This is a genomic window from Streptomyces kaniharaensis (assembly GCF_009569385.1).
In the GTDB taxonomy this organism is placed as follows: domain Bacteria; phylum Actinomycetota; class Actinomycetes; order Streptomycetales; family Streptomycetaceae; genus Kitasatospora; species Kitasatospora kaniharaensis.
In genome coordinates, this window is the sequence record NZ_WBOF01000001.1 from 2,625,152 (window position 1) to 2,642,504 (window position 17,353).

A 17,353-nucleotide genomic window follows, 5' to 3' on the forward strand; every position below is an offset into this window, starting at 1 on the left:
CGTCAGGGCGCCGGGACGGCGCACTCCTCGTCCACGAGCTCGGCGATCTGCCGTCCGTAGAAGAGAAGTTGGTCGTCCCAGCCCATGTATGCGGCGAAGTCGTGGGCATGGGTGAAAACTCTGAGCACCGACGTGCGGGACACCGTCCGTGCGTCCGGCAGCGACCCGTAGCCGTCGAGCAGCGCCTCGCGGGCCGCCTCCAGCCGGGCCGGGTCCGAGCCGACCCCGAAGTGCTCCCGGAGCATCCGGAACTCGGTGAACTCGCCGAGGATCCAGCCGAGATCGAAGCCGGCCGGCCCCCGGGACACCTCCTCACCGGTGAGCAGGGCGCCCGCTCCTGTGCGTCCGTCCACGATGAGCGACCCGAGGCCGGGTGCTCCGTGCAGGAGTACGTCCCCGGGGGAACCCCCGGAAAGCCCGGCGCACCACTGCCGGACGGTCTCCCAGCGCCTCGGGCCGAGCACACCGCGCAGCGACTCGTACAGTCGCGGGGCCGCCCCGGGGCCGTGGCCGGTGCCCATCCAGGCATCGAGCCGGGCCGGCCCGGGCGGGCCGTTCCGCGGCAGCTGCTCCCCGGGCAGAGCCAGGGCGTGCAGCAGGGCGAGGGTGCGGCCGGCCCCGGCAAGCGCGCGGACCAGGGCCTCGGTGCGGGTCGTCGACACCGGGTGCAGCAGCAGCGCGGCCGCCGACGTACGGGCCGGGACGCGGTAGCGGCGTTCCTCGCCCCGCACCTGAGGCAGCGCCGGCAAAAGCCCGCCCGCCACCGTGCCCAGGGCCGCTCGGACCGGACCCGAGGGCGCGCCGAGCACGGCTGCCCGCAGAGCGCCGGGGCTGCGGTTCCAGTGGAATCCGGCACCGGACCGGTACACGGCGGTACGCAGAAATCCGGTGTCGAACTCCTCGACCGGAGTTCCGTTTTCCTGGTCGGTCATTTTCACCCCCTGAGGACGAACGGAAGGCCACCGAACGGCCGGCGGCGATGACATTTCTAGCATGATTCGCGCGAACAAGAATGGGGAATCCATCGGGAGCTACCGGAAGCAGGCCACCACCAGGCAGGAGCGGCCGATCGACCGGCTCGCCGATGGCAAAATATTCCGACGCCCCGGCTGGGCCATTCCTTGACGGACGACTACCGGGGCGACTCCGCGGATGGTTTCCGCGAGATTCCCGGGCGCGTTTCTGAGCCAGTGAATGTGATTATTCCGGAAGATGCGCAGGTCGCGGATCCGGACCCCAAAGAAGGGCCATTCTTCGGGGGTCGAGAGCTGTTAGAAATTTGCCCAGCAGCCGCCGACGCCCCACCCGGGGCGAAGCGAAGGCGGCCGCACCGGCTCCTCCGTGAGCCGTCCACTACCGATCCCGAAGACGGAGAACACCATGAACAACGCTGACCAGCTCATCGCCGGCTACACCGCCTACACCGACGCCGAGGAGGTCGGTGCGGGCGCCACGGCCGAGGCCCCGGCGACCACCCCCGCGCTGAGCGTCATCGCCGTCTCGACCGCCGCCTGCGGTGCCGCCGTCGGCAGCGCCATCGGCGGCTCGATCGCCGGCACCGTCAACTGGGGCTGCTGAGCCAGTCGTTCCCGCAGGAGGGGCCCGCAGCAGGCAGGCCCCTCCGGCACGACCAACCGCGGCCCCATCCGGGCCGCCCCCTCTAACTCCTCAGGAGATGCCGTGAACACCACCGACCAGCTCATCGCCGGCTACACCGCCTACACCGACGCCCAGGAGGTCGGCGCCAGCGCCTCCGCCGAGGCCCCGGCCACCACCCCCACGATCGTCACCGCCTCCTCCCCCGAGTGCGGCGCCTTCACCGTCAGCGTGGTCAGCGGCGCCGTCGGCGCCACCGCCAACTGGGGCTGCTGAGCCAGTCGTTCCCGCAGGAGGGGCCCGCAGCAGGCAGGCCCCTCCGGCACGACCAACCGCGGCTCCATCCGGGCCGCCCCCTCTAACTCCTCAGGAGATGCCGTGAACACCACCGACCAGCTCATCGCCGGCTACACCGCCTACACCGACGCCCAGGAGGTCGGCGCCAGCGCCTCCGCCGAGGCCCCGGCCACCACCCCCACGATCGTCACCGCCTCCTCCCCCGAGTGCGGCGCCTTCACCGTCAGCGTGGTCAGCGGCGCCGTCGGCGCCACCGCCAACTGGGGCTGCTGAGCCGCCCCGACAGACGTGGGGCGCACCTGCTGCGCGCCCCAACGACGAGGGCCGGTCGACCCCCGCGACCGGCCCTCGCGGCGTTCCCGTCGGATGAACGGCACTCCCGTCAACGGCTAGATGACCGCGCCGAGCTCGGCCAACGCGGGAGCCAGTGCCTCCCGATCACCGACCACCACACCGGTGAAGGCCCGTGGGTCGAGCCAGCGGTGTGCGGCCGACTCGACCTCCTCCGGCCGGACCGTACGGACCGTCTCCGGGAAGTCAGTGAGCCACTGCGGCGGAAGCCCGAAGCCGAGCGTGGACGAGAGGTTGGTGGCCAGCGTCGCCTGGCTCGCCAGCGAGATCATGCTCATCCCGAGCAGGAACCGCCGTGCCGACTCGACCTCGGCGGCCGGCAGCGGGCCGTCCACCAGCCGCGCCAGCTCCGCCCGGATCTCGCGAAGCGCCGCCGCGGTGTACCCGGTCGCGCTGTCGGCCTCGATCGCCAGCCGCAGAGTGTCCTTGACGTCCTCGATCCGGGAGTCCGTCCGGTACGCGTAGCCCTTGGTCTCGCGGATGTTCGTGACCAGGCGTGAGGAGAAGTACCCGCCGAACACCAGGTTCGCGAGGCTCATCGCGCCGAAGGACGGATCCGTCCTAGCCGGCCCGGGCGCGACCAGCCGGATCTGCGACTGGACGGCCCCCGGCCGGTCCACCAGCCGCACCGGCTCCGGCCGCAGCTCCGGCACCCGGATCGGCTCCCGGTCCGCCGGCCCGCCCTGCCACCACGCGGTCAGCGCGGCCACCTCGGCCACCGTCCGCTCCGGATCGAGGTCGCCGACCAGGACCAGTGAGGAGCCGGCCGGGGTGAGGACGCGCCGGTGGAGTGCCGCGACGCCGGCGGGCGTGACGGCGGCCAGCGCGGCCGGTTCGGGCGTGTCCTGCACAGCCGGGTCGTCCCGGTAGCAGTGCCGTCGCAGCGCTTCCTGGGCGAGCACGTGCGGCTGGGAGCGGACGACCTTGATGCGCTCGGCGAGCCGGCCCTTCGCCGACTCGACCTCGGCGGCCTCGTAACGGGCGTCCGCCAGGGCGTCGGCCAGCACCTGCAGCAGCACCGGCAGCCCGCTGCGGGGGGCCGACCCGATGAGGTTGAGCCACATCGGGCTGCGCACCGCGTCCAGCGTGGCGCCACTGCGGGCCAGCAGGGTGTCGGTCTCCCGGTGATCGCGCCCGGTGGTCCCGCGCAGCACGGTCGCCGCCATGACCTCGGCGGTGGCCAGGGCTTCAGTGCCGCGGGGCACACAGGGAATCCGCAGCCGCAGCTCGGTCATCGAGGTGGAGGGCTGGCGGACGCAGATGACGCGCAGCCCGTTCGGCAGCACGGTGTCCACCAGGGGTGGGAGCCGGTAGGGCTGTTGCGCGGCCACGTCGGGGATCGGACGCGGTCCGCGCACGGTGCGGGCGATCTGCGCCGCGGAGCGGTGGACGAGCTGCGGGGTCTGGGCGATCACAGGACGGGCTCCAGTTCCTGGTCGGCGGGGCGGGAGGTGGGCACGAGCCGGAGCACCGCCCGGGCGTCCGGACTCAACGCGACTGCGGCTGAGGCGAGTTGATCGGCGGTGACGGCGGCGAGCCGGTCCGGCAGCTGATCCACCAGTTCGGCGCGGCCGTAGAGGACCTCCAGCGCGCCCAGCGACCTGGTGCGGGCCTCCAGGCCGTCGTGTTTGCGGTGCAGGCCGGCCGTCGCCCGCATCGCCGCGCAGGTCAGTTCGTCGCCGCGCGGGCCGTGGGCGGCGAGGTCGGCGAGTTCCTCGTCGAGGACGTCCAGGATCCGCTCCGGCGCGGTGGCGGCGTCGTGGGTGGCCACCACCAGGAAGGTGTCGGGGGCCCGCGCGGTCAGCGCACCGAACAGGCCGCACCCGGTGCTGACGTCCGTCACCAGCCGGGTGTCGTGCAGCAGCCGGCGCTTCAGGCGGGCCGTGGGCGCACCGGTGAGCACCGTCGAGAGCAGCATCTGGGCCAGGTAGGCGTCCAGTTCCGTGGCCGGGTCCGGCATGCGGTAGCCGGCCGCCAGGGCGGGTGCGGGGGCGTGCCGGTCCGGGTGCTCGCCGGTGCGGGCGCCCGTCAGCGGCGGCTCGGCCAGCGGGACCGCCGCCGGTCGCGGACGGGCGGGGATGTCCTCGAAGTGGCGCCGCACCAGTGCGAGGGCCTCGACGGGGTCGAAGTCGCCGGCGATCGTCAGCACGGCGTTGGCGGGCGAGTAGTAGGTGTCGAAGAACGCGGCGCACTCGTCGAGGGTGGCCCGTTCGAGGTCGCGGAAGTCCCCGTAGCCGTTGTGGGCGTTCGGGTAGGTGTCGTAGAGGACGCCGGGCAGGACGGTCCACGGGAAGCCGCCGTACGGCCGGTTGAGGACGTTGAGCCGGATCTCCTCCTTCACCACCTCGACCTGGGTCCGCAGGCTCTCCTCGGTGAGCCGGGGCGCCCGCATCCGGTCCGCCTCCAGGAACAGCACCTGTTCGAGCGCGGCCGCCGGGACGACCTGGTAGTAGTCGGTGTAGTCCTGGTGGGTCGAGCCGTTGGCGGTGCCGCCGGCCGCCTGGACGCGCTGGAAGTGCTCCAGCCGCGCGACGCTCTCGCTGCCCTGGAACATCAGGTGTTCGAAGAGGTGCGCGAAGCCCGTCCGCTGCTCGGGTTCGGACCTGAAGCCGACGTCGTAGTGGACGCCGACCCCGACCGCGGGCATGTGCCCCATGGGGTACAGGAGGACGCGCAGTCCGTTGGGAAGCGTCGTCCGGTGGAGCGCCGGCGTGTGCAAGGGGATCAGCCTCCGGTGTGCGGTGGCCACGGGTTCGGGGCCTGGTGGGTGGAAAGGCGCGGGCCCCGCCCGGTGCGGAGCGGGGCCCGTCGGTCACGCCCGGTCCTGGGACGCGGGTGCGGGTGCGGTTTCGTGGGGTACGGTCCGGTGGTTCATCGCCCAACGGGTGTACGTACGACGGGGGATGCCCATGAGTCGGCAAAACCTTGAGATGGTGAAACCGCTCTCGCGTCGAATCGCCTCAAGGGCCGGGTAGGGACCTGGCGGTAGTCCGCCACTCGTCGACGGGCCCGCAGCTCGATGTACGCCTCGCCGAGCGCGGTCTTCAACTCGGAGATCTCCTCCTGGAGTTCCTTCTCACGGTCGTTGATGCGCCCGGCGCTGCCCTCCAGGCCGCGACGACCGCCCTCGATGAACTGCCGCTTCCAGTTCCCCACCGACTGCTCGGAGACCTTGGCATTCCGGGCGGCCTCCGCGATCGAGGTTCCGCCGCCGAGCACGGTGAGGATGATCTTCAGTTTGTCTTCGGCCGGCATGGCCGGGGGACGTGACATCTCCAGTCATCTCCGTTCCTTCGGATCCGGTGCACTCGGATCGCCGCTCAGACGGAAGCCGAAAGGCCCAGAACCGGCGAGTCCAGATTGCGAGCGGGGCAGGCGGGGTCGATCCCGGCGGCCGTGAACGTCTCCAGCACGGTCGCCTCCGGACCGGCCGGGTTGGCCGACCGGGAGTGGTGCACGAGGGCCTCGGCCAGCGCCGACGCCCGGTGTTCGCCGAAGCTGAGCCTGCGCATGCCGGGCCGCAGGTCATCCGGCTCCCACGCGACGGCCACCCCGGGGGCCAACTCCTCGGCGATCAGGGAGACTTCGTCGCCCACTCCGGGCAGTCCGCGGACCGCCTCGGCCACCGTCCGGGCGGCGTGCCAGGCACCGGTACCGAGGTAGACCACCAGCGCGTCCCGGCGCGGCAGCAGCCTCTCGGAGGAGGCGACCTTCGCGCGGAACGGCACGCCGGCGTCCTCCAGCGCGCTGAGCACCCGGTGCCAGGCCTCCACCGCCGCGTCGACGGTCGTCAGGTGGACGTACACCCGCAGCAGGCGGCGTCCGGCCACCGTGCCCCGCGAGCCGTCCGCCATGAAGTAGCCCGGGGAGATGGCCGGCCGGGCCGCGGGCAGCCGCACCGCGACGGGCCCGGCACCGGTGGACTCGGCCGGCGCGGCCTCCTCCGGGTCCGCGGCCGGCAGCAGCACCCGGACGCCGTGGTACTCCACGACGCGCGTGCCGTTCGGGCCGGCGCCCACCGGGCGGACCCGGGTCAGGCTGTGCGAATGCGGCATCGCGGCCGCGAACCGGGTCTCCAGCCGCGGATCGCGCAGCGTGCGCTGCTGCCCGCCGGACATCGGCTCCCGCCCGGCGTGGAAGGCGTCGTAGAACGCGGCGGACAGCTTGTGCTGGAGGTCGCGCGGGGTCGACGCGGTCAGCTCCTGGTCGAGCACCCGGGCCGAGCAGCCCCCGGGTGCCACCTCCACCGCCGCCAGCAGTTCCCGGACGGACGGAGACAGTGCGGACGTCATGGTGTCCGCGAGCGACATGGTGTTCACGAGAGGCCCCCCAGGCCGAGCGTGGTGACGGAAGCGGCGGGCGCGAGCAGCGCGGTGCGGCCGATCCCGGCCGCGGCCCGGTCTACGGCGCCGAGCCGGACGCGCTGGGCGGAGCCGGCGAGCATCCGCTCGATCAGGTGCCAGCCCGCGTAGCCGGCGGTCCGGGCGGCGAACCCGGCGTCGAGCTCCGGACGCACCGCCCGGTACCCGGCGCAGAACGCCTCGATCCGCGGGCGCAGCCGGTCCAGCTCCTCGACGCCTCGGCCGACCACGTCCTCGTGGGACGGCGAGCGGCCGAAGCGATCCTCGGAGCCGAGCGCCTTCGGAATGCCGAGGACGGCCCGGTAGAGCCACTCGCCGGCGAACCCGCCGACGTCCCGGGCCGGATCGGCCAGCCGGAACTCCTCCCAGTCGGTGAGCAGCAGCGTCTCGCCCGACAGCAGGAACTGGTCGAGCCGCAGGTCGCAGTGGGACGGGCGGCGCTCGGCCGCCAGTTCGCGCTCCCGAAGCTCGCCGAGTGCGGCCAGCAGCTCCCGGTCCGACTGCATGAGGCCCCAGGCCTCCAGCTGGGCCGCGCTGCAGTTCACGAACAGCGACCACGGCAACGCCTGCAGGCTGTCCATGGGCGGCATCGGGGGCAGCGAGTCGTCCAGCTCGTGCTCGTCGAGCGGGAGTTCGTGCAGTTCGGCGACCAGCCGGCCGGCCCGCTCGGACAGCGTGTCGTCGAACTCCTCGTCCGAGGCCAGTTCGGCGCCGGACCGGCAGCCGTCCAGCAGGTCGAAGGCGAGCATGCGGGACGGCTCGTCGGCGGCGAGCAGCGCGGGACTGCGGAGTTCGGCCACCGGGGCGGAGCGCAGGATCCGGTCGAACGAGGTGACCCGGCTGAACCGGCTCAGCGAGTCCTGCGGGCTTCCGCCGATGTGCTTGACAAAGACCTCGGCGCCGGTGGACGTGGTTCCGGCCCAGTTGTCGTTGCGGCCCATGTAGGAGGTCAGTGCCTCCGGGTCCAGGGCGCCGAGTCCGGCCCGGGTGAGCAGGCCCTGGACCTGCGGAGCGTCGTCGAGCGACACCGGCGTGTACCGGAGCTTGGGCGGGTTCGGCGGGTTCTTCAAGTCAGTTGACATGAGACTTCTCTGCGTGGAGAGGATCGGAAGAGGCATGGCCGGGCCGACGGGGCGGCGCATCCGTCACCAGTGGGTGGAACGGACGGACCAGGCCTCGGGAGCGGTGGGGACGGTCCGGCGACGCGTCGCCCTCATCTCGGCCAGCACGGCGCGGGCCCTGCGGACCTGACGTCGCCTCATGAGCTGCTGGGCGGTGAGCACTGCGAGCATCGCGACCGCGGACGCGAGCACCGGCTTGACCACGGACGCGTACCGCGCGCCGCGGCCGGTTCCCGCGCCGGCCGGCATCAGCTGCCCCAGGCGGTGTCGTACGCGACCACGGTCGGCAGCTTCACGCCCAGCGGGCCGGTCGGCGCGGCGGAATTCACCGTGCTCGTCGTGGCGACCGCTCCACAGACGGCGACGACGGCGAACGCGGCCACGAAAGCGGAGATGATTCCCCTCATTTTTTCCCCCGGTTGAATTCGGATCGGCGAGCGCTTTCGACGCGCCCTCTTCGATGTCTCAAGTCTGCCGAGCGGGCACTGTGCGGGTACAGCCGGCGCCGTGTGCAGCTAGCTGCATGCAGCAACACTCCCGGCGCGCAATACGGGCATCGCATGACAGAACCGGACAGAACAACCTGTCTGCCGAGGGCCCGAAACTTTGGAACGGCCCGACCTGCGCCATATTTGCGCCGCGCCCCACGGTGGCCTGCGCATCGTCCTCGCACCCCACTAACGCGATTCTTCGGCCGCTCCGCAATTGCTAGAAAGGTCGCGCCGAAATCGACGTCGGCTTTCCGCCCCCCGAATGACGAGGACGCGCGACCATGCCCGGATCACCCGAACACGCCGTAGCCACCCCACCGAGAATTCGGCTGTGGACCGACCTGTTGCGCGGCGACCGGCTGAAGCTGGCCGGGGCCGCTCTGCTCGCCCTGGTCTCGACCGGGACGACGCTGGCCGTGCCGATCGTCGTCAAGGACGTCCTGACCGCCTTCGCGCAGCACAGCGGCCTGCTGAAGCCCGTCTCGGTCATGGTCGGGCTCGCCCTCGTCGGAGCGGTCACCGCGGCCGTCTCCGGCCGGCAGCTCGCCAGGCTGGGCGAGTTCCTGATCCTCCGGCTGCGGGACCGGGTGATGGCCCACGCCCTGCGCCTTCCGCTGACCACCGTCCGCGCCGCGGGCCCGGGCAACCTGGTCGCCCGGATCACCTCGGACGCCATGGTGCTGCGCTCGATCGTCGACGTCGGCGTGGTGCAACTGCCCATCGCGGTCCTCACCGTCGTCTCCACCCTGGTGGTCATGGCGCTGCTGGACTGGGTGCTGGTGCTGGTGACGATCGGTTCGTTCGCGCTGGCCGGCGCCGTCATCGGCGTCGTGATGATCCGAGTGCGGCGGAACTTCGTCACTCAGCAGACCGCGCTGGGCGAGCTCGCCCAGCGCTTCACGGCCGCCCTGGACGCGCTGCCCACCGTCAAGGCGTACCGGGCCGAGACCCGCGTCGCGAACCACCTGTCGGACGAGGCGCAGCGGCTCACAACCTGCGCGCTCGACGGTGCCCGGCTCCAGTCCCTGATCACCCCGGTGCTGAACCTGGGGCAGCAACTCGCCCTGGTGAGCGTGATCCTGGGTGGTGGCGCGCGGATCGCCGACGGACACCTCGGAGTGCCCGAGTTCGCCGCCTTCCTGCTCTACCTGCTCCAGCTGGTCGCCCCGGTCACCGTGGTCGCCACCGGTGTCGGCCGCCTGCAGGCCGGCCGGGCGGCACAGGAGCGGTTCGACGAGCTGCTGGCCTTGCCCGCGGAGGAGGGTGGCGAGGAAGCCGCCGGACGGACCGAGCCGGTCGCGGGCGCCGCCGCGGTGGAGTTCACCGACGTCTCCTTCGCCCACGGCGCCCAGCCGGTGCTGCGCGGCCTCTCCTTCGCCGCGCCGGCCCGCGGGCTGACGGCCCTGGTAGGCGCCTCTGGTGCGGGCAAGTCCACCGTGCTGTCGCTGACCGACCGGTTCGACACCGCGCAGACGGGCCTGATCCGGGTGCTGGGCCGCGACGTCCACGACTGGCCGCTGCCCGAGCTGCGCCGCCGGGTCGCCTACGTCGACCAGGCGTTCACGCTGCTGGAGGGCACCGTACGGGAGAACCTCGAACTCGGCAGCGCCGAGCCGCTCGGTGACGCCGTCCTGCTCGACACGCTCGACCGGGTCGGACTGCGCCAGGACGTCCTGCGGCTGCCCGACGGCCTGGACACCGTCCTGGGCCGGGCCACCGATCTCTCCGGCGGCCAGCGGCAGCGCCTGGCCCTCGCCCGGGTCCTGCTCACCGACGCCGACGTCATCCTGCTCGACGAGCCCACCTCCCAGCTGGACGCAATCAACGAGCAGCGGCTGCGCGACCTGGTCGACTCGCTGGCCGAGACCCGCGCGGTCGTCGTCGTGGCGCACCGGCTCTCCACCGTCCTGCACGCCGACCGGGTCGTCCTGCTCGACGCGGGCTCGGTGGTCGACGCCGGACCGCACGAGGACCTGCTCGCGCGCTGCCCGCGGTACCAGGACCTGGTCACCAGCCAGCTCGGCCACCACCGCGAACTCCAGACCGTCTGACCCACCACCAAGAGGTGCATGTCCCATGACCCCACACCGCGATACGGCGATCCGGGTCCGCGACCTGAGGATGCGCTACGGCAGCCGCGACACACTGCACGGCGTCGACCTGGACATCCCGCGCGGCGAAGTGCTCGCGCTGCTCGGGCCCAACGGCGCGGGCAAGACCACCACGATCGAGATCCTCGAAGGCTTCCGCCGCCGCTCCGGAGGCGAGGTCAGCGTGCTCGGCTGCGACCCCGACCGGCCGGACGGCGACTGGCGAGGACGCATCGGCATCGTCATGCAGTCCTGGCGCGACCACCCCCGGTGGCGGGTCGGCGAGTTGATCGAACACTTCGCGCGCTACCACGCCGACCCGCGCGACCCCGCGGAGGTGCTGCGGCTGGTCGGCTTGGAGGAGCACGCGCGGCAGTCCTCCGCCCAGTTGTCCGGCGGCCAGCGCCGCCGGCTCGACGTGGCGCTGGGGATCCTCGGCCGGCCGGAGCTGCTGTTCCTCGACGAGCCGACCACCGGGTTCGACCCGGTGGCCCGGCGTGAGTTCCACCAGCTCGTGGAACGGCTCAGCCAGGAGGAGGGCATGACCGTCCTGCTCACCACACACGACCTGGCCGAGGCCGAACGGCTGGCCGACCGGATCGCCATCCTGATCCGGGGCCGGCTGGCCGCCTGCGGCACCACCGCCGAGCTGGCCGAATCGATCCGGGCACAGGCGGAGGTCCGCTGGCTGGAGGACGGTGTTCCGCGCAGCGAACCGACCGCGGACCCCTCCGGCTTCGTCTGGTCGCTCCACAACCGCCTGGGCGGCCCGATCCCGGGGCTCGAAGTGCACCGCCCCACCCTCGAGGACACCTATCTGCGCATGATCCACCAGGAGGACACCCAGTGAACGCATCCCGCACGCTCCGGGCCGGGCTGCACCGGGGCGGCATGGAGATCCGGCACATCCTGCGCAGCAAGCGGGAGTGGTTCTCCCACCTGTCGCTTCCGATGATCTTCCTGGTGTTCGCCGGGTTCACCGACCACCCCGTCCCCGGCACCACCGTGCCGGCCGCGCAGCTGGTGATCGCCGGCGGACTGGCGTCGCTGGTCTCGCTGACCGGGATCACCACGCTCGCGCAGATCCTCGCCTCGGAGCGGGAGGACGGCACCCTGCTGCGCATGCGTGGCACGCCCGGCGGAATGCTCGCCTACCTGCTGGGCAAGGTCTGCGTGGTCGCCCTCGTCGTCGGGGTCGGCGCCGCCGTCCTGCTGGTCGGCGGCGCGCTGTTCGTCGGCTCGTCGCTGCCGGGGTCCGTCCAGCAGTGGGCCACCCTGCTCTGGGTCCTGGGTCTCGGGCTGGTCGGGGCCAGCGCGCTGGGCGCCGCGGTGGGCGCCGTACTGCCCAACCCGCGGGAGGCGCTCGCCGTCGTCATGATCCCGCTGTACGGGCTGGTCGCCATCTCCGGGGTGTTCTTCCCGACCACCGTGATGCCGCACGTGCTCCAGCGGACCGCCGACGTCTTCCCGATCAAGTGGATGGCCCAGGGCGTCCGTTCGGCGATCATGCCGGACGACGCGGCGGTCGCCGAGGCCGCTGGCGGCTGGCAGCACCTGGCGACCTTCGGGGTGCTCTCCGCCTGGTGCGTGCTCGGGCTGGCCCTCGCACCCCGCCTGCTGTTCAGGATGGCCCGGAAGGAGTCCGGCAGCCGGCTCTCCGACCGGCGCCAGCGCTCGACCGTGGCCCCCGTCCGCTGACCTCCCACGACCCTTCCGGAGAAGCTGTGTTCGCGCACGACACCGACTCGTCGGCCACCCATCGGACCGCCGTGGTCTACCCGCTCCAGCCCTCGTCGATCCATCAGGTCGTCCCGCTCGCCCGCTTCGCCGAACGCCGGGCGGCCCGACGGCTGTGGATCGGCCAGTCGCTCACCGTGGAGAGCCACCAGGTGTTCGCCGCGCTGGCGGGCATGGGCCTGCGGCTGCCCTGCGCCACCGGCGTCGCCCTGGCACCGCTGCGGCACCCCTACCACGCGGCGGTCGAGGCCCGTTCGGTGGCGACGCTGACCGGGGAGCCGTTCGTGGCCGGAATCGGCCTCGGCGCACCGGAGTTCCAGCGGATGGTGATGCGCGAGCCGTATCCCAGCCCGCGCACCGCCGCACTGGAATTCGCCACGACCATGCGCGCCCTGCTGTCCGGGCAACCGGTCGAACACCAGGGCCGGTACCACGACGTCCACGCCAAGCTCCAGCCGTTCCACGCCCCGCCCGTCGAGATCGGCCTGGGCGTGCTGCGGCCGCGGATGGCGAGGACCGCGGGCGGGGTGGCCGACGTGGCGATCACCTGGATGACCCCGCCCGACTACGTCCGCGACACCCTGGCGCCCGAACTCGCCGCCGGCGCCGCGGAGGCGGGCACCGCCACGCCGCGGATCGCGACCGTGGTGCACGTCGCCCTCACCCGGCCGGGCCGCGACATCGAGCACGTCGCCTTCCGGGGCGCCGGCACGCACCTCGGGGCCGCCCACTACACCGACATGCTGCGCAAGGCCGGGCTGGCGGTGGACGCCGCGGACCCCAAGGCCGGGGCGCGCGCCCTGCTGCAGTCCGGGGTGTTCGTGACCGGCACCGCGCAGGAGATCGCCGAGGCCCTCCAGCACTACCGGCACTGCGGGGTGGACGAGGTCGTCCTCAACCCGGCGGGGGTGATGCTCACCGAGGGCGTGCACTCCGCGATCGCCGACCTGGAGGAGATCTTCGACGCCGAGGGGGCGGTCACCCATGGCTGATCCGGTCACCGGGGCAGCGCCCCGGACGGCGCCGCCCCTGGCCACCCGCCGGCTGCTGCTGGTCGGCACCGGCTCGCTGGGCGTGGCCTCGCTACCGTTCTGGCTCAACTGGCTACGGCTCGAACACCCGGACGTCGACACCAAGGTGGTCCTCACCCGCACCGCCGAGCGCTTCGTCAGCCGGGTGACGCTGTCGCCGATCCTGGGTAAGCCAGTGCTTCAGGACGCCTGGCCGCAGGAGCCCGAAACCACCGCCCTGCACGTGGACCTCGCCCAGTGGGCGGAGGGCGTCGTGGTCTACCCGGCGAGCTTCCACTTCATCGCCCGGCTGGCGCTCGGGCTCGCGGACACCCCCGTCATGCTCGCCCTCCACTGCACCCGCTCCCCCATCGTGCTGGCCCCGGCGCTGCCGCCGGGCGGCGCCGAATCGCCCGCCTACCTCCGGCATCTCAACGCCCTGGAACGGCGGCCCAACATCGCCGTGCTGCCGCCGCAGTCGGGGTACAGCGTCACGACGGGCCGGATGGACGCGTCCACCGCGGCGCCGCTGCCGGACGCCCTCGCCGCGCTCGACCGGCTGGCCTCGGGGTGATCGGCCCGCCACCGCGGATCCGCCTGCTGCTGGCCGACCACGACCGGCGGATCCGCGAGCTCCGGACGAAGCTGCTCGCACTGCTGCCGGAGGGCGACATCGAGGTGGTGGCGCAGGCCGCCACCGGCCCGCAGGCCCTGGCGATGGCCATCGCGCACCGCCCCGACGTCGTGGTCGCGGACCTGGACCTCCCCGGACTCGACGGCATCCGGGTCGCCGAGGCGCTCGGCAGCCTGCTGCCGAACAGCCGCGCGGTGCTGGTCACCGCCCGGGCCGACGCGACCGGGCTCACCGGCGCCCTGGCCGCCGGCGTGAGCGCCTTCCTGCCGAAGGCCGTCTCGGTCACCGAACTCGCCGCGGTCGTCCGGGCCGCACCGGCCGGTCGGTGCCACGTCGACCCCGGGCTGCTCGGCGACGCGATCAGCACGGCCGGGGAAGCGGCTCTTGCCGGAGAACTGGGCCACCCCGGCACGGCATTGAGGGCAGAACCTTCCGTGCGGGATGAAACGGGAATGGAAAAGGCCAGGTCAGAGAGTTTCTGACCTGGCCTCCGTTCGGTGGGCCACCAGGGGCTCGAACCCTGAACCTACGGATTAAAAGTCCGCAGCTCTGCCAATTGAGCTAGTGGCCCGCGGCCCCGGTCCCCGTGTGGGGAGGGCCACTGCGATCCTACCCGGTGGGGCCCGCGGGTCCGCCAGTGGATTGGGGGGACGCGCCGGGGTGGGGGGTGGGGTGTAGTGGGCGGCGCGGACGCGGCGGAGCCAGGCTTCGGCGGGGCGCGGGTCGGGGGTGGCGGGGAGGATGCCGGGGCGGGTGAGGCGGTCGGCGGCGGCGGTGAGGAGGGGTTCGGCGGTGGCCGGGTCGTCGGCTATGCGTTCGCCGAGGTCGCGGATGCGGTCGGGGTCGGGGAGGCGGACGACGTTGGTGCCGGTCTCGTGGAGGCGGACGGCCTGTTCGACGAGCCGGACGAGGTGGCGGGCGTGCTTGGCGGCCCGGCGGCGGGTGGCGGGGTCGGTGGTGTCGCGGGTCAGCAGTTTGCGGAACTGCTGGTCGGCGTAGCCGAGATAGGAGTTCCGGACGGCGGGCGCGCTCAGGAAGCTGGTGCGGATCGCGATGAGTTCGGCGCCGAGCGGGGTGCGGGTCTCGTACAGGTCGTCGGGCAGCCAGACGAGTTCGGACGCGGTGGGGTTGCAGGAGAGCGCGAGGCGGCACCACTTGGCGGCCTCGTGCAGGGTGACGTCCGGCGCGGTGCCGACGTGCGACTCGGCGGGGCGGTGCAGGCCGTGCAACTCCTCGGTGGGGGTCGCGAACAGGCCGAGCCGGTCGATGTCGGAGCCGGCGTGGGCGAAGCCGTACGCGGTCGAGCCGACGATGCCGGCGAGCAGGACGGTACCGGGGACGGAAAGCATGGCGTGCTCCTCTCGATGGCGTGGTCGAGCGTCGACGGTGCGGTCGAACGGCCGGTACCGCATCCTCCCTGGTACGGGCCGCGCCGGGCGAGCGAATTCCGGTGCCGGGCCGGCCGGTCCGCCGATACTGGGCCCATGGAGCACAGTCCGGAGATCAGCCCCGAGAAGCTGCGGGCCTGGTGGTCGCACCGCCAGTGGCTGGACCGCCCGCACACCGGCGCGTCGGCCGCCGAGGTGCTGGCCGCCACCGGGTGGGCCCGCTCGGTGGGTGGCGCGGCGCCGTATCTGGGCCTGTTCGCCCGGGCCGGGCTGGGCCGGGCGGCGGTGGACGCGGCGGTGGCGCGGCTGGAGGTGCACGAGTTGCCGACGGCGCGCGGCTGCACGTACGTCCTGCCGGCGGCCGACTTCGCGCTGGGGCTGGCGGTCGGCGCGGCCGCCCCGGCGGGTGAACTGGCCGCCGCGGAGAAGCATCTGGGGGTCGGCCGGGACGAGGTGGAGAAGCTCTGCCTGGCGATCGAGCGGGTGCTGTCGGACGTGGAGCCGCTGGATCCGACGTCGATCAGGGAGGCGGTCGGGGACGCCGTCCGGCCGCTCGGCGAGGCGGGGAAGAAACGCGGCGTCTCGACGACGCTGCCGCTGGCCCTCGGACTGATGCAGTCGCGCGGGCGGATCCGCCGGGTGCCCGTCAACGGCCGTCTGGACCAGCAGCGTTACGGCTACGTGGGGTGGGACCAGCCCGTCTCCGGGGATGCCGCGGACTTCGCCCGCCGCTACTTCTCCTGGGCCGGTCCGGCCACGCTGAAGCACTTCCGCTGGTTCTCGGGGTTCACCGCGGCCACCGCCCGGCGGGCCGTCGCCGAGGCCGGGATGGTGCCGCCGGCGCCCGGCTCCGAGTTCCTCCTCCCACCCGAACTCGTCGACGAGTTCGCGGAGTTCACCGTGCCGGCCGAACCGCGCTACACGCTGCTCGCCGGCATCGACGGCATCCATCTGCTGCACCGCGACCTCCCCCGGCTGCTCGACCCGGCCGACGCCGAGCGCCCGCTGCCCGCCGGCCGGGTCGGCCGCCCGTTCGGCGGCGAGGCCGACCCGCAGACCCATGTGGTGCTCGACCGGGGCCGGATCGTCGGGCTGTGGGAGTACGACACCGAGCGGGCGGAGATCGTCCACCAGTCCTTCGTGCCGCCCGACGACGCGCTGCGCGAGGCTCTGCGGCGGACGGAGGCGTTCGTCCGGGACGAGCTCGGCGACGCCCGCGGGTTCAGCCTCGACTCGCCGAAGAGCCGCGCGCCGAAGATCGCGGTGCTGAGAGCGGCGGCCGGCATCCCCGGAATCCCCCGCACAGCCGGCTGACCCCCGGGTACGGTACGAACCATGTCGACCGCTCCTCCCGAGGTCCTGCTCGTCACCGGCGCCGGCCGCGGCATCGGTGCCGCCACCGCCCTGCTCGCCGGACGGCGCGGCTACCACGTCTGCGTCAACTACCGTGCGGACGAGGCCTCCGCCGCCGCCGTCGTGGCCACCATCCGCGCCGAGGGCGGCACCGCGATCGCCGTCCGGGCCGACGTCTCCCGCACCGCCGACGTGGAGCGGCTGTTCGCCACGGTGGACGCCGAACTCGGGCTGCTCACGGGCCTGGTGAACAACGCCGGCACACTGGAGAGGCAGTGCCGGCTGGAGGACCTCGACGAGGACCGGCTGACCCGGATCTGGGCCGCCAACATCACCGGCCCGTTCCTCTGCGCGAAGCAGGCCGTCCGGCGGATGTCCACCCGGCACGGCGGGCGCGGCGGCGCCATCGTCAACGTCTCCTCGGCCGCCTCCCGGCTCGGCTCGCCGAACGAGTACGTCGACTACGCGGCCGCGAAGGGCGCCGTCGACTCGATGACCCGCGGCCTGGCCCTGGAGGTCGCCGCCGAGGGCATCCGGGTCAACGCCGTCCGCCCGGGCCTGATCCACACCGGGATCCATGCGCTGGGCGGCGAGCCCGGCCGCGTCGACCGGGTCGCACCCGGCCTGCCGATGCGGCGCGGTGGGCGGCCCGAGGAGGTCGCCGAGTCGATCCTCTTCCTCCTCTCCCCCGCCGCCTCGTACACCACCGGGGCGTTCCTGGACGTCTCCGGCGGACGCTGAGCGGGCCCTGAGCGGACCCCGAGCGGCCCTGAGCGGCCCTGAGCGGCCCCTGGGAGGACGACGCGCGCACGACACGCGGACGCCGAGAGGACGATGGGCGGACGCCGGGCGAACGCTGAGATCTTCCCCGCGACCACGCCCCCGACGTCTCCGGATTCCTCCCGCCGCCCCGTCCGCACCCGT

20 protein-coding genes and 1 tRNA gene are annotated in these 17,353 nt (G+C 73.2%); 11 read left to right on the forward strand and 10 right to left on the reverse strand.

All coding sequences use genetic code 11. From position 1 onward, the window contains the following. Positions 1-2: 2 nt before the first annotated feature. Positions 3-932 (reverse strand): phosphotransferase, encoded by a 930-nt coding sequence (locus tag F7Q99_RS11950; protein WP_195911042.1) that lies wholly within the window; start codon positions 930-932, stop codon positions 3-5. 448 nt (positions 933-1,380) lie between these two features. On the opposite strand from F7Q99_RS11950, the gene F7Q99_RS11955 reads away from it, so the two are divergent. The 3 genes from F7Q99_RS11955 to F7Q99_RS11965 all read left to right on the forward strand — a co-directional run bounded on the left by F7Q99_RS11955 (position 1,381) and on the right by F7Q99_RS11965 (position 2,166). After that, complete coding sequence (locus F7Q99_RS11955; RefSeq protein ID WP_153461214.1) at positions 1,381-1,578, forward strand: LxmA leader domain family RiPP; 198 nt, start codon at positions 1,381-1,383, stop codon at positions 1,576-1,578. Between the two features lie 102 nt (positions 1,579-1,680). Then, positions 1,681-1,872: an LxmA leader domain family RiPP gene (locus F7Q99_RS11960; protein ID WP_153461215.1), complete on the forward strand. Its 192-nt coding sequence runs from the start codon at positions 1,681-1,683 to the stop codon at positions 1,870-1,872. 102 nt (positions 1,873-1,974) lie between these two features. Then, the gene (locus F7Q99_RS11965) at positions 1,975-2,166 is read left to right on the forward strand and encodes an LxmA leader domain family RiPP (RefSeq protein ID WP_153461215.1); all 192 of its coding nucleotides are present in this window, start codon (positions 1,975-1,977) and stop codon (positions 2,164-2,166) included. Positions 2,167-2,282: 116 nt separating this feature from the next. Here the strand turns inward: F7Q99_RS11965 and F7Q99_RS11970 are convergent, their stop codons facing one another. The 7 genes from F7Q99_RS11970 to F7Q99_RS12000 all read right to left on the reverse strand — a co-directional run bounded on the left by F7Q99_RS11970 (position 2,283) and on the right by F7Q99_RS12000 (position 8,133). Beyond that, positions 2,283-3,659, reverse strand: a complete 1,377-nt coding sequence (locus tag F7Q99_RS11970; protein WP_153461216.1) for a M16 family metallopeptidase — start codon at positions 3,657-3,659, stop codon at positions 2,283-2,285. Then, on the reverse strand, positions 3,656-4,900 hold the full coding sequence (locus tag F7Q99_RS11975) for a M16 family metallopeptidase (RefSeq protein ID WP_153461217.1): 1,245 nt from the start codon (positions 4,898-4,900) through the stop codon (positions 3,656-3,658). The genes F7Q99_RS11970 and F7Q99_RS11975 overlap by 4 nt, the downstream gene beginning before the upstream one ends. A 215-nt stretch (positions 4,901-5,115) precedes the next feature. Next, a complete protein-coding gene (locus F7Q99_RS11980; RefSeq protein WP_153461218.1) occupies positions 5,116-5,517 on the reverse strand; it encodes a transposase in 402 nt (133 codons plus the stop codon). 47 nt (positions 5,518-5,564) lie between these two features. Further along, a complete protein-coding gene (locus F7Q99_RS11985; RefSeq protein ID WP_230210588.1) occupies positions 5,565-6,554 on the reverse strand; it encodes a T3SS effector HopA1 family protein in 990 nt (329 codons plus the stop codon). A gap of 5 nt (positions 6,555-6,559) precedes the next feature. Then, a complete protein-coding gene (lxmK, locus tag F7Q99_RS11990) occupies positions 6,560-7,687 on the reverse strand; it encodes a class V lanthionine synthetase subunit LxmK (RefSeq protein ID WP_153461220.1) in 1,128 nt (375 codons plus the stop codon). A 63-nt stretch (positions 7,688-7,750) separates the two neighbouring features. Continuing rightward, positions 7,751-7,975, reverse strand: coding sequence for a hypothetical protein (locus F7Q99_RS11995; protein ID WP_153461221.1), 225 nt, complete (start codon positions 7,973-7,975; stop codon positions 7,751-7,753). Continuing rightward, the gene (locus tag F7Q99_RS12000) at positions 7,975-8,133 is read right to left on the reverse strand and encodes a hypothetical protein (protein WP_153461222.1); all 159 of its coding nucleotides are present in this window, start codon (positions 8,131-8,133) and stop codon (positions 7,975-7,977) included. Before F7Q99_RS12000 ends, F7Q99_RS11995 begins: the two co-directional genes overlap by 1 nt. Positions 8,134-8,498: 365 nt before the next feature. Between F7Q99_RS12000 and F7Q99_RS12005 the strand changes: the two genes are divergently transcribed. From F7Q99_RS12005 to F7Q99_RS12030, 6 genes are read left to right on the forward strand one after another with little or no spacing between them, the layout of a single operon-like run. Beyond that, positions 8,499-10,268, forward strand: a complete 1,770-nt coding sequence (locus tag F7Q99_RS12005; protein WP_153461223.1) for an ABC transporter ATP-binding protein — start codon at positions 8,499-8,501, stop codon at positions 10,266-10,268. A gap of 25 nt (positions 10,269-10,293) precedes the next feature. Next, positions 10,294-11,157 carry an ABC transporter ATP-binding protein gene (locus tag F7Q99_RS12010; protein ID WP_230210193.1) on the forward strand — a complete coding sequence of 288 codons (864 nt, stop codon included), beginning with the start codon at positions 10,294-10,296 and terminating at the stop codon, positions 11,155-11,157. Beyond that, on the forward strand, positions 11,154-12,005 hold the full coding sequence (locus tag F7Q99_RS12015) for an ABC transporter permease (protein WP_326846568.1): 852 nt from the start codon (positions 11,154-11,156) through the stop codon (positions 12,003-12,005). Before F7Q99_RS12010 ends, F7Q99_RS12015 begins: the two co-directional genes overlap by 4 nt. A gap of 26 nt (positions 12,006-12,031) precedes the next feature. Beyond that, complete coding sequence (locus F7Q99_RS12020; protein ID WP_326846569.1) at positions 12,032-13,036, forward strand: LLM class flavin-dependent oxidoreductase; 1,005 nt, start codon at positions 12,032-12,034, stop codon at positions 13,034-13,036. Next, on the forward strand, positions 13,029-13,628 hold the full coding sequence (locus F7Q99_RS12025; RefSeq protein ID WP_153461224.1) for a flavoprotein: 600 nt from the start codon (positions 13,029-13,031) through the stop codon (positions 13,626-13,628). The genes F7Q99_RS12020 and F7Q99_RS12025 overlap by 8 nt, the downstream gene beginning before the upstream one ends. Then, positions 13,625-14,170: a response regulator gene (locus tag F7Q99_RS12030; RefSeq protein ID WP_153461225.1), complete on the forward strand. Its 546-nt coding sequence runs from the start codon at positions 13,625-13,627 to the stop codon at positions 14,168-14,170. Before F7Q99_RS12025 ends, F7Q99_RS12030 begins: the two co-directional genes overlap by 4 nt. 16 nt (positions 14,171-14,186) lie before the next feature. Here the strand turns inward: F7Q99_RS12030 and F7Q99_RS12035 are convergent. Next, positions 14,187-14,259, reverse strand: a tRNA-Lys gene (locus F7Q99_RS12035). Further along, the gene (locus tag F7Q99_RS12040) at positions 14,222-15,100 is read right to left on the reverse strand and encodes a nucleotidyltransferase domain-containing protein (RefSeq protein WP_326847194.1); all 879 of its coding nucleotides are present in this window, start codon (positions 15,098-15,100) and stop codon (positions 14,222-14,224) included. The genes F7Q99_RS12035 and F7Q99_RS12040 overlap by 38 nt, the downstream gene beginning before the upstream one ends. A gap of 72 nt (positions 15,101-15,172) precedes the next feature. Here F7Q99_RS12040 and F7Q99_RS12045 point away from each other — a divergent pair, with 72 nt between their 5' ends. Beyond that, positions 15,173-16,390 carry a DNA glycosylase AlkZ-like family protein gene (locus F7Q99_RS12045; protein WP_153461226.1) on the forward strand — a complete coding sequence of 406 codons (1,218 nt, stop codon included), beginning with the start codon at positions 15,173-15,175 and terminating at the stop codon, positions 16,388-16,390. Between the two features lie 21 nt (positions 16,391-16,411). Further along, positions 16,412-17,170, forward strand: coding sequence for an SDR family oxidoreductase (locus tag F7Q99_RS12050; protein ID WP_153461227.1), 759 nt, complete (start codon positions 16,412-16,414; stop codon positions 17,168-17,170). Positions 17,171-17,353 lie beyond the last annotated feature (183 nt).

Coding starts and splice junctions, on each gene's coding strand:
- F7Q99_RS12010 (WP_230210193.1), top strand. CDS start 10,294: ATGACCCCACACCGCGATACGGCGATCCGGGTCCGCGACCTGAGGATG.
- F7Q99_RS12025 (WP_153461224.1), top strand. CDS start 13,029: ATGGCTGATCCGGTCACCGGGGCAGCGCCCCGGACGGCGCCGCCCCTG.
- F7Q99_RS12045 (WP_153461226.1), top strand. CDS start 15,173: ATGGAGCACAGTCCGGAGATCAGCCCCGAGAAGCTGCGGGCCTGGTGG.
- F7Q99_RS12050 (WP_153461227.1), top strand. CDS start 16,412: ATGTCGACCGCTCCTCCCGAGGTCCTGCTCGTCACCGGCGCCGGCCGC.
- F7Q99_RS11985 (WP_230210588.1), bottom strand. CDS start 6,554: ATGTCGCTCGCGGACACCATGACGTCCGCACTGTCTCCGTCCGTCCGG.
- F7Q99_RS11980 (WP_153461218.1), bottom strand. CDS start 5,517: ATGTCACGTCCCCCGGCCATGCCGGCCGAAGACAAACTGAAGATCATC.
- lxmK (WP_153461220.1), bottom strand. CDS start 7,687: ATGTCAACTGACTTGAAGAACCCGCCGAACCCGCCCAAGCTCCGGTAC.
- F7Q99_RS11955 (WP_153461214.1), top strand. CDS start 1,381: ATGAACAACGCTGACCAGCTCATCGCCGGCTACACCGCCTACACCGAC.
- F7Q99_RS11995 (WP_153461221.1), bottom strand. CDS start 7,975: ATGCCGGCCGGCGCGGGAACCGGCCGCGGCGCGCGGTACGCGTCCGTG.
- F7Q99_RS12000 (WP_153461222.1), bottom strand. CDS start 8,133: ATGAGGGGAATCATCTCCGCTTTCGTGGCCGCGTTCGCCGTCGTCGCC.
- F7Q99_RS11975 (WP_153461217.1), bottom strand. CDS start 4,900: ATGGGGCACATGCCCGCGGTCGGGGTCGGCGTCCACTACGACGTCGGC.
- F7Q99_RS11950 (WP_195911042.1), bottom strand. CDS start 932: ATGACCGACCAGGAAAACGGAACTCCGGTCGAGGAGTTCGACACCGGA.
- F7Q99_RS12040 (WP_326847194.1), bottom strand. CDS start 15,100: ATGCGGTACCGGCCGTTCGACCGCACCGTCGACGCTCGACCACGCCAT.
- F7Q99_RS12005 (WP_153461223.1), top strand. CDS start 8,499: ATGCCCGGATCACCCGAACACGCCGTAGCCACCCCACCGAGAATTCGG.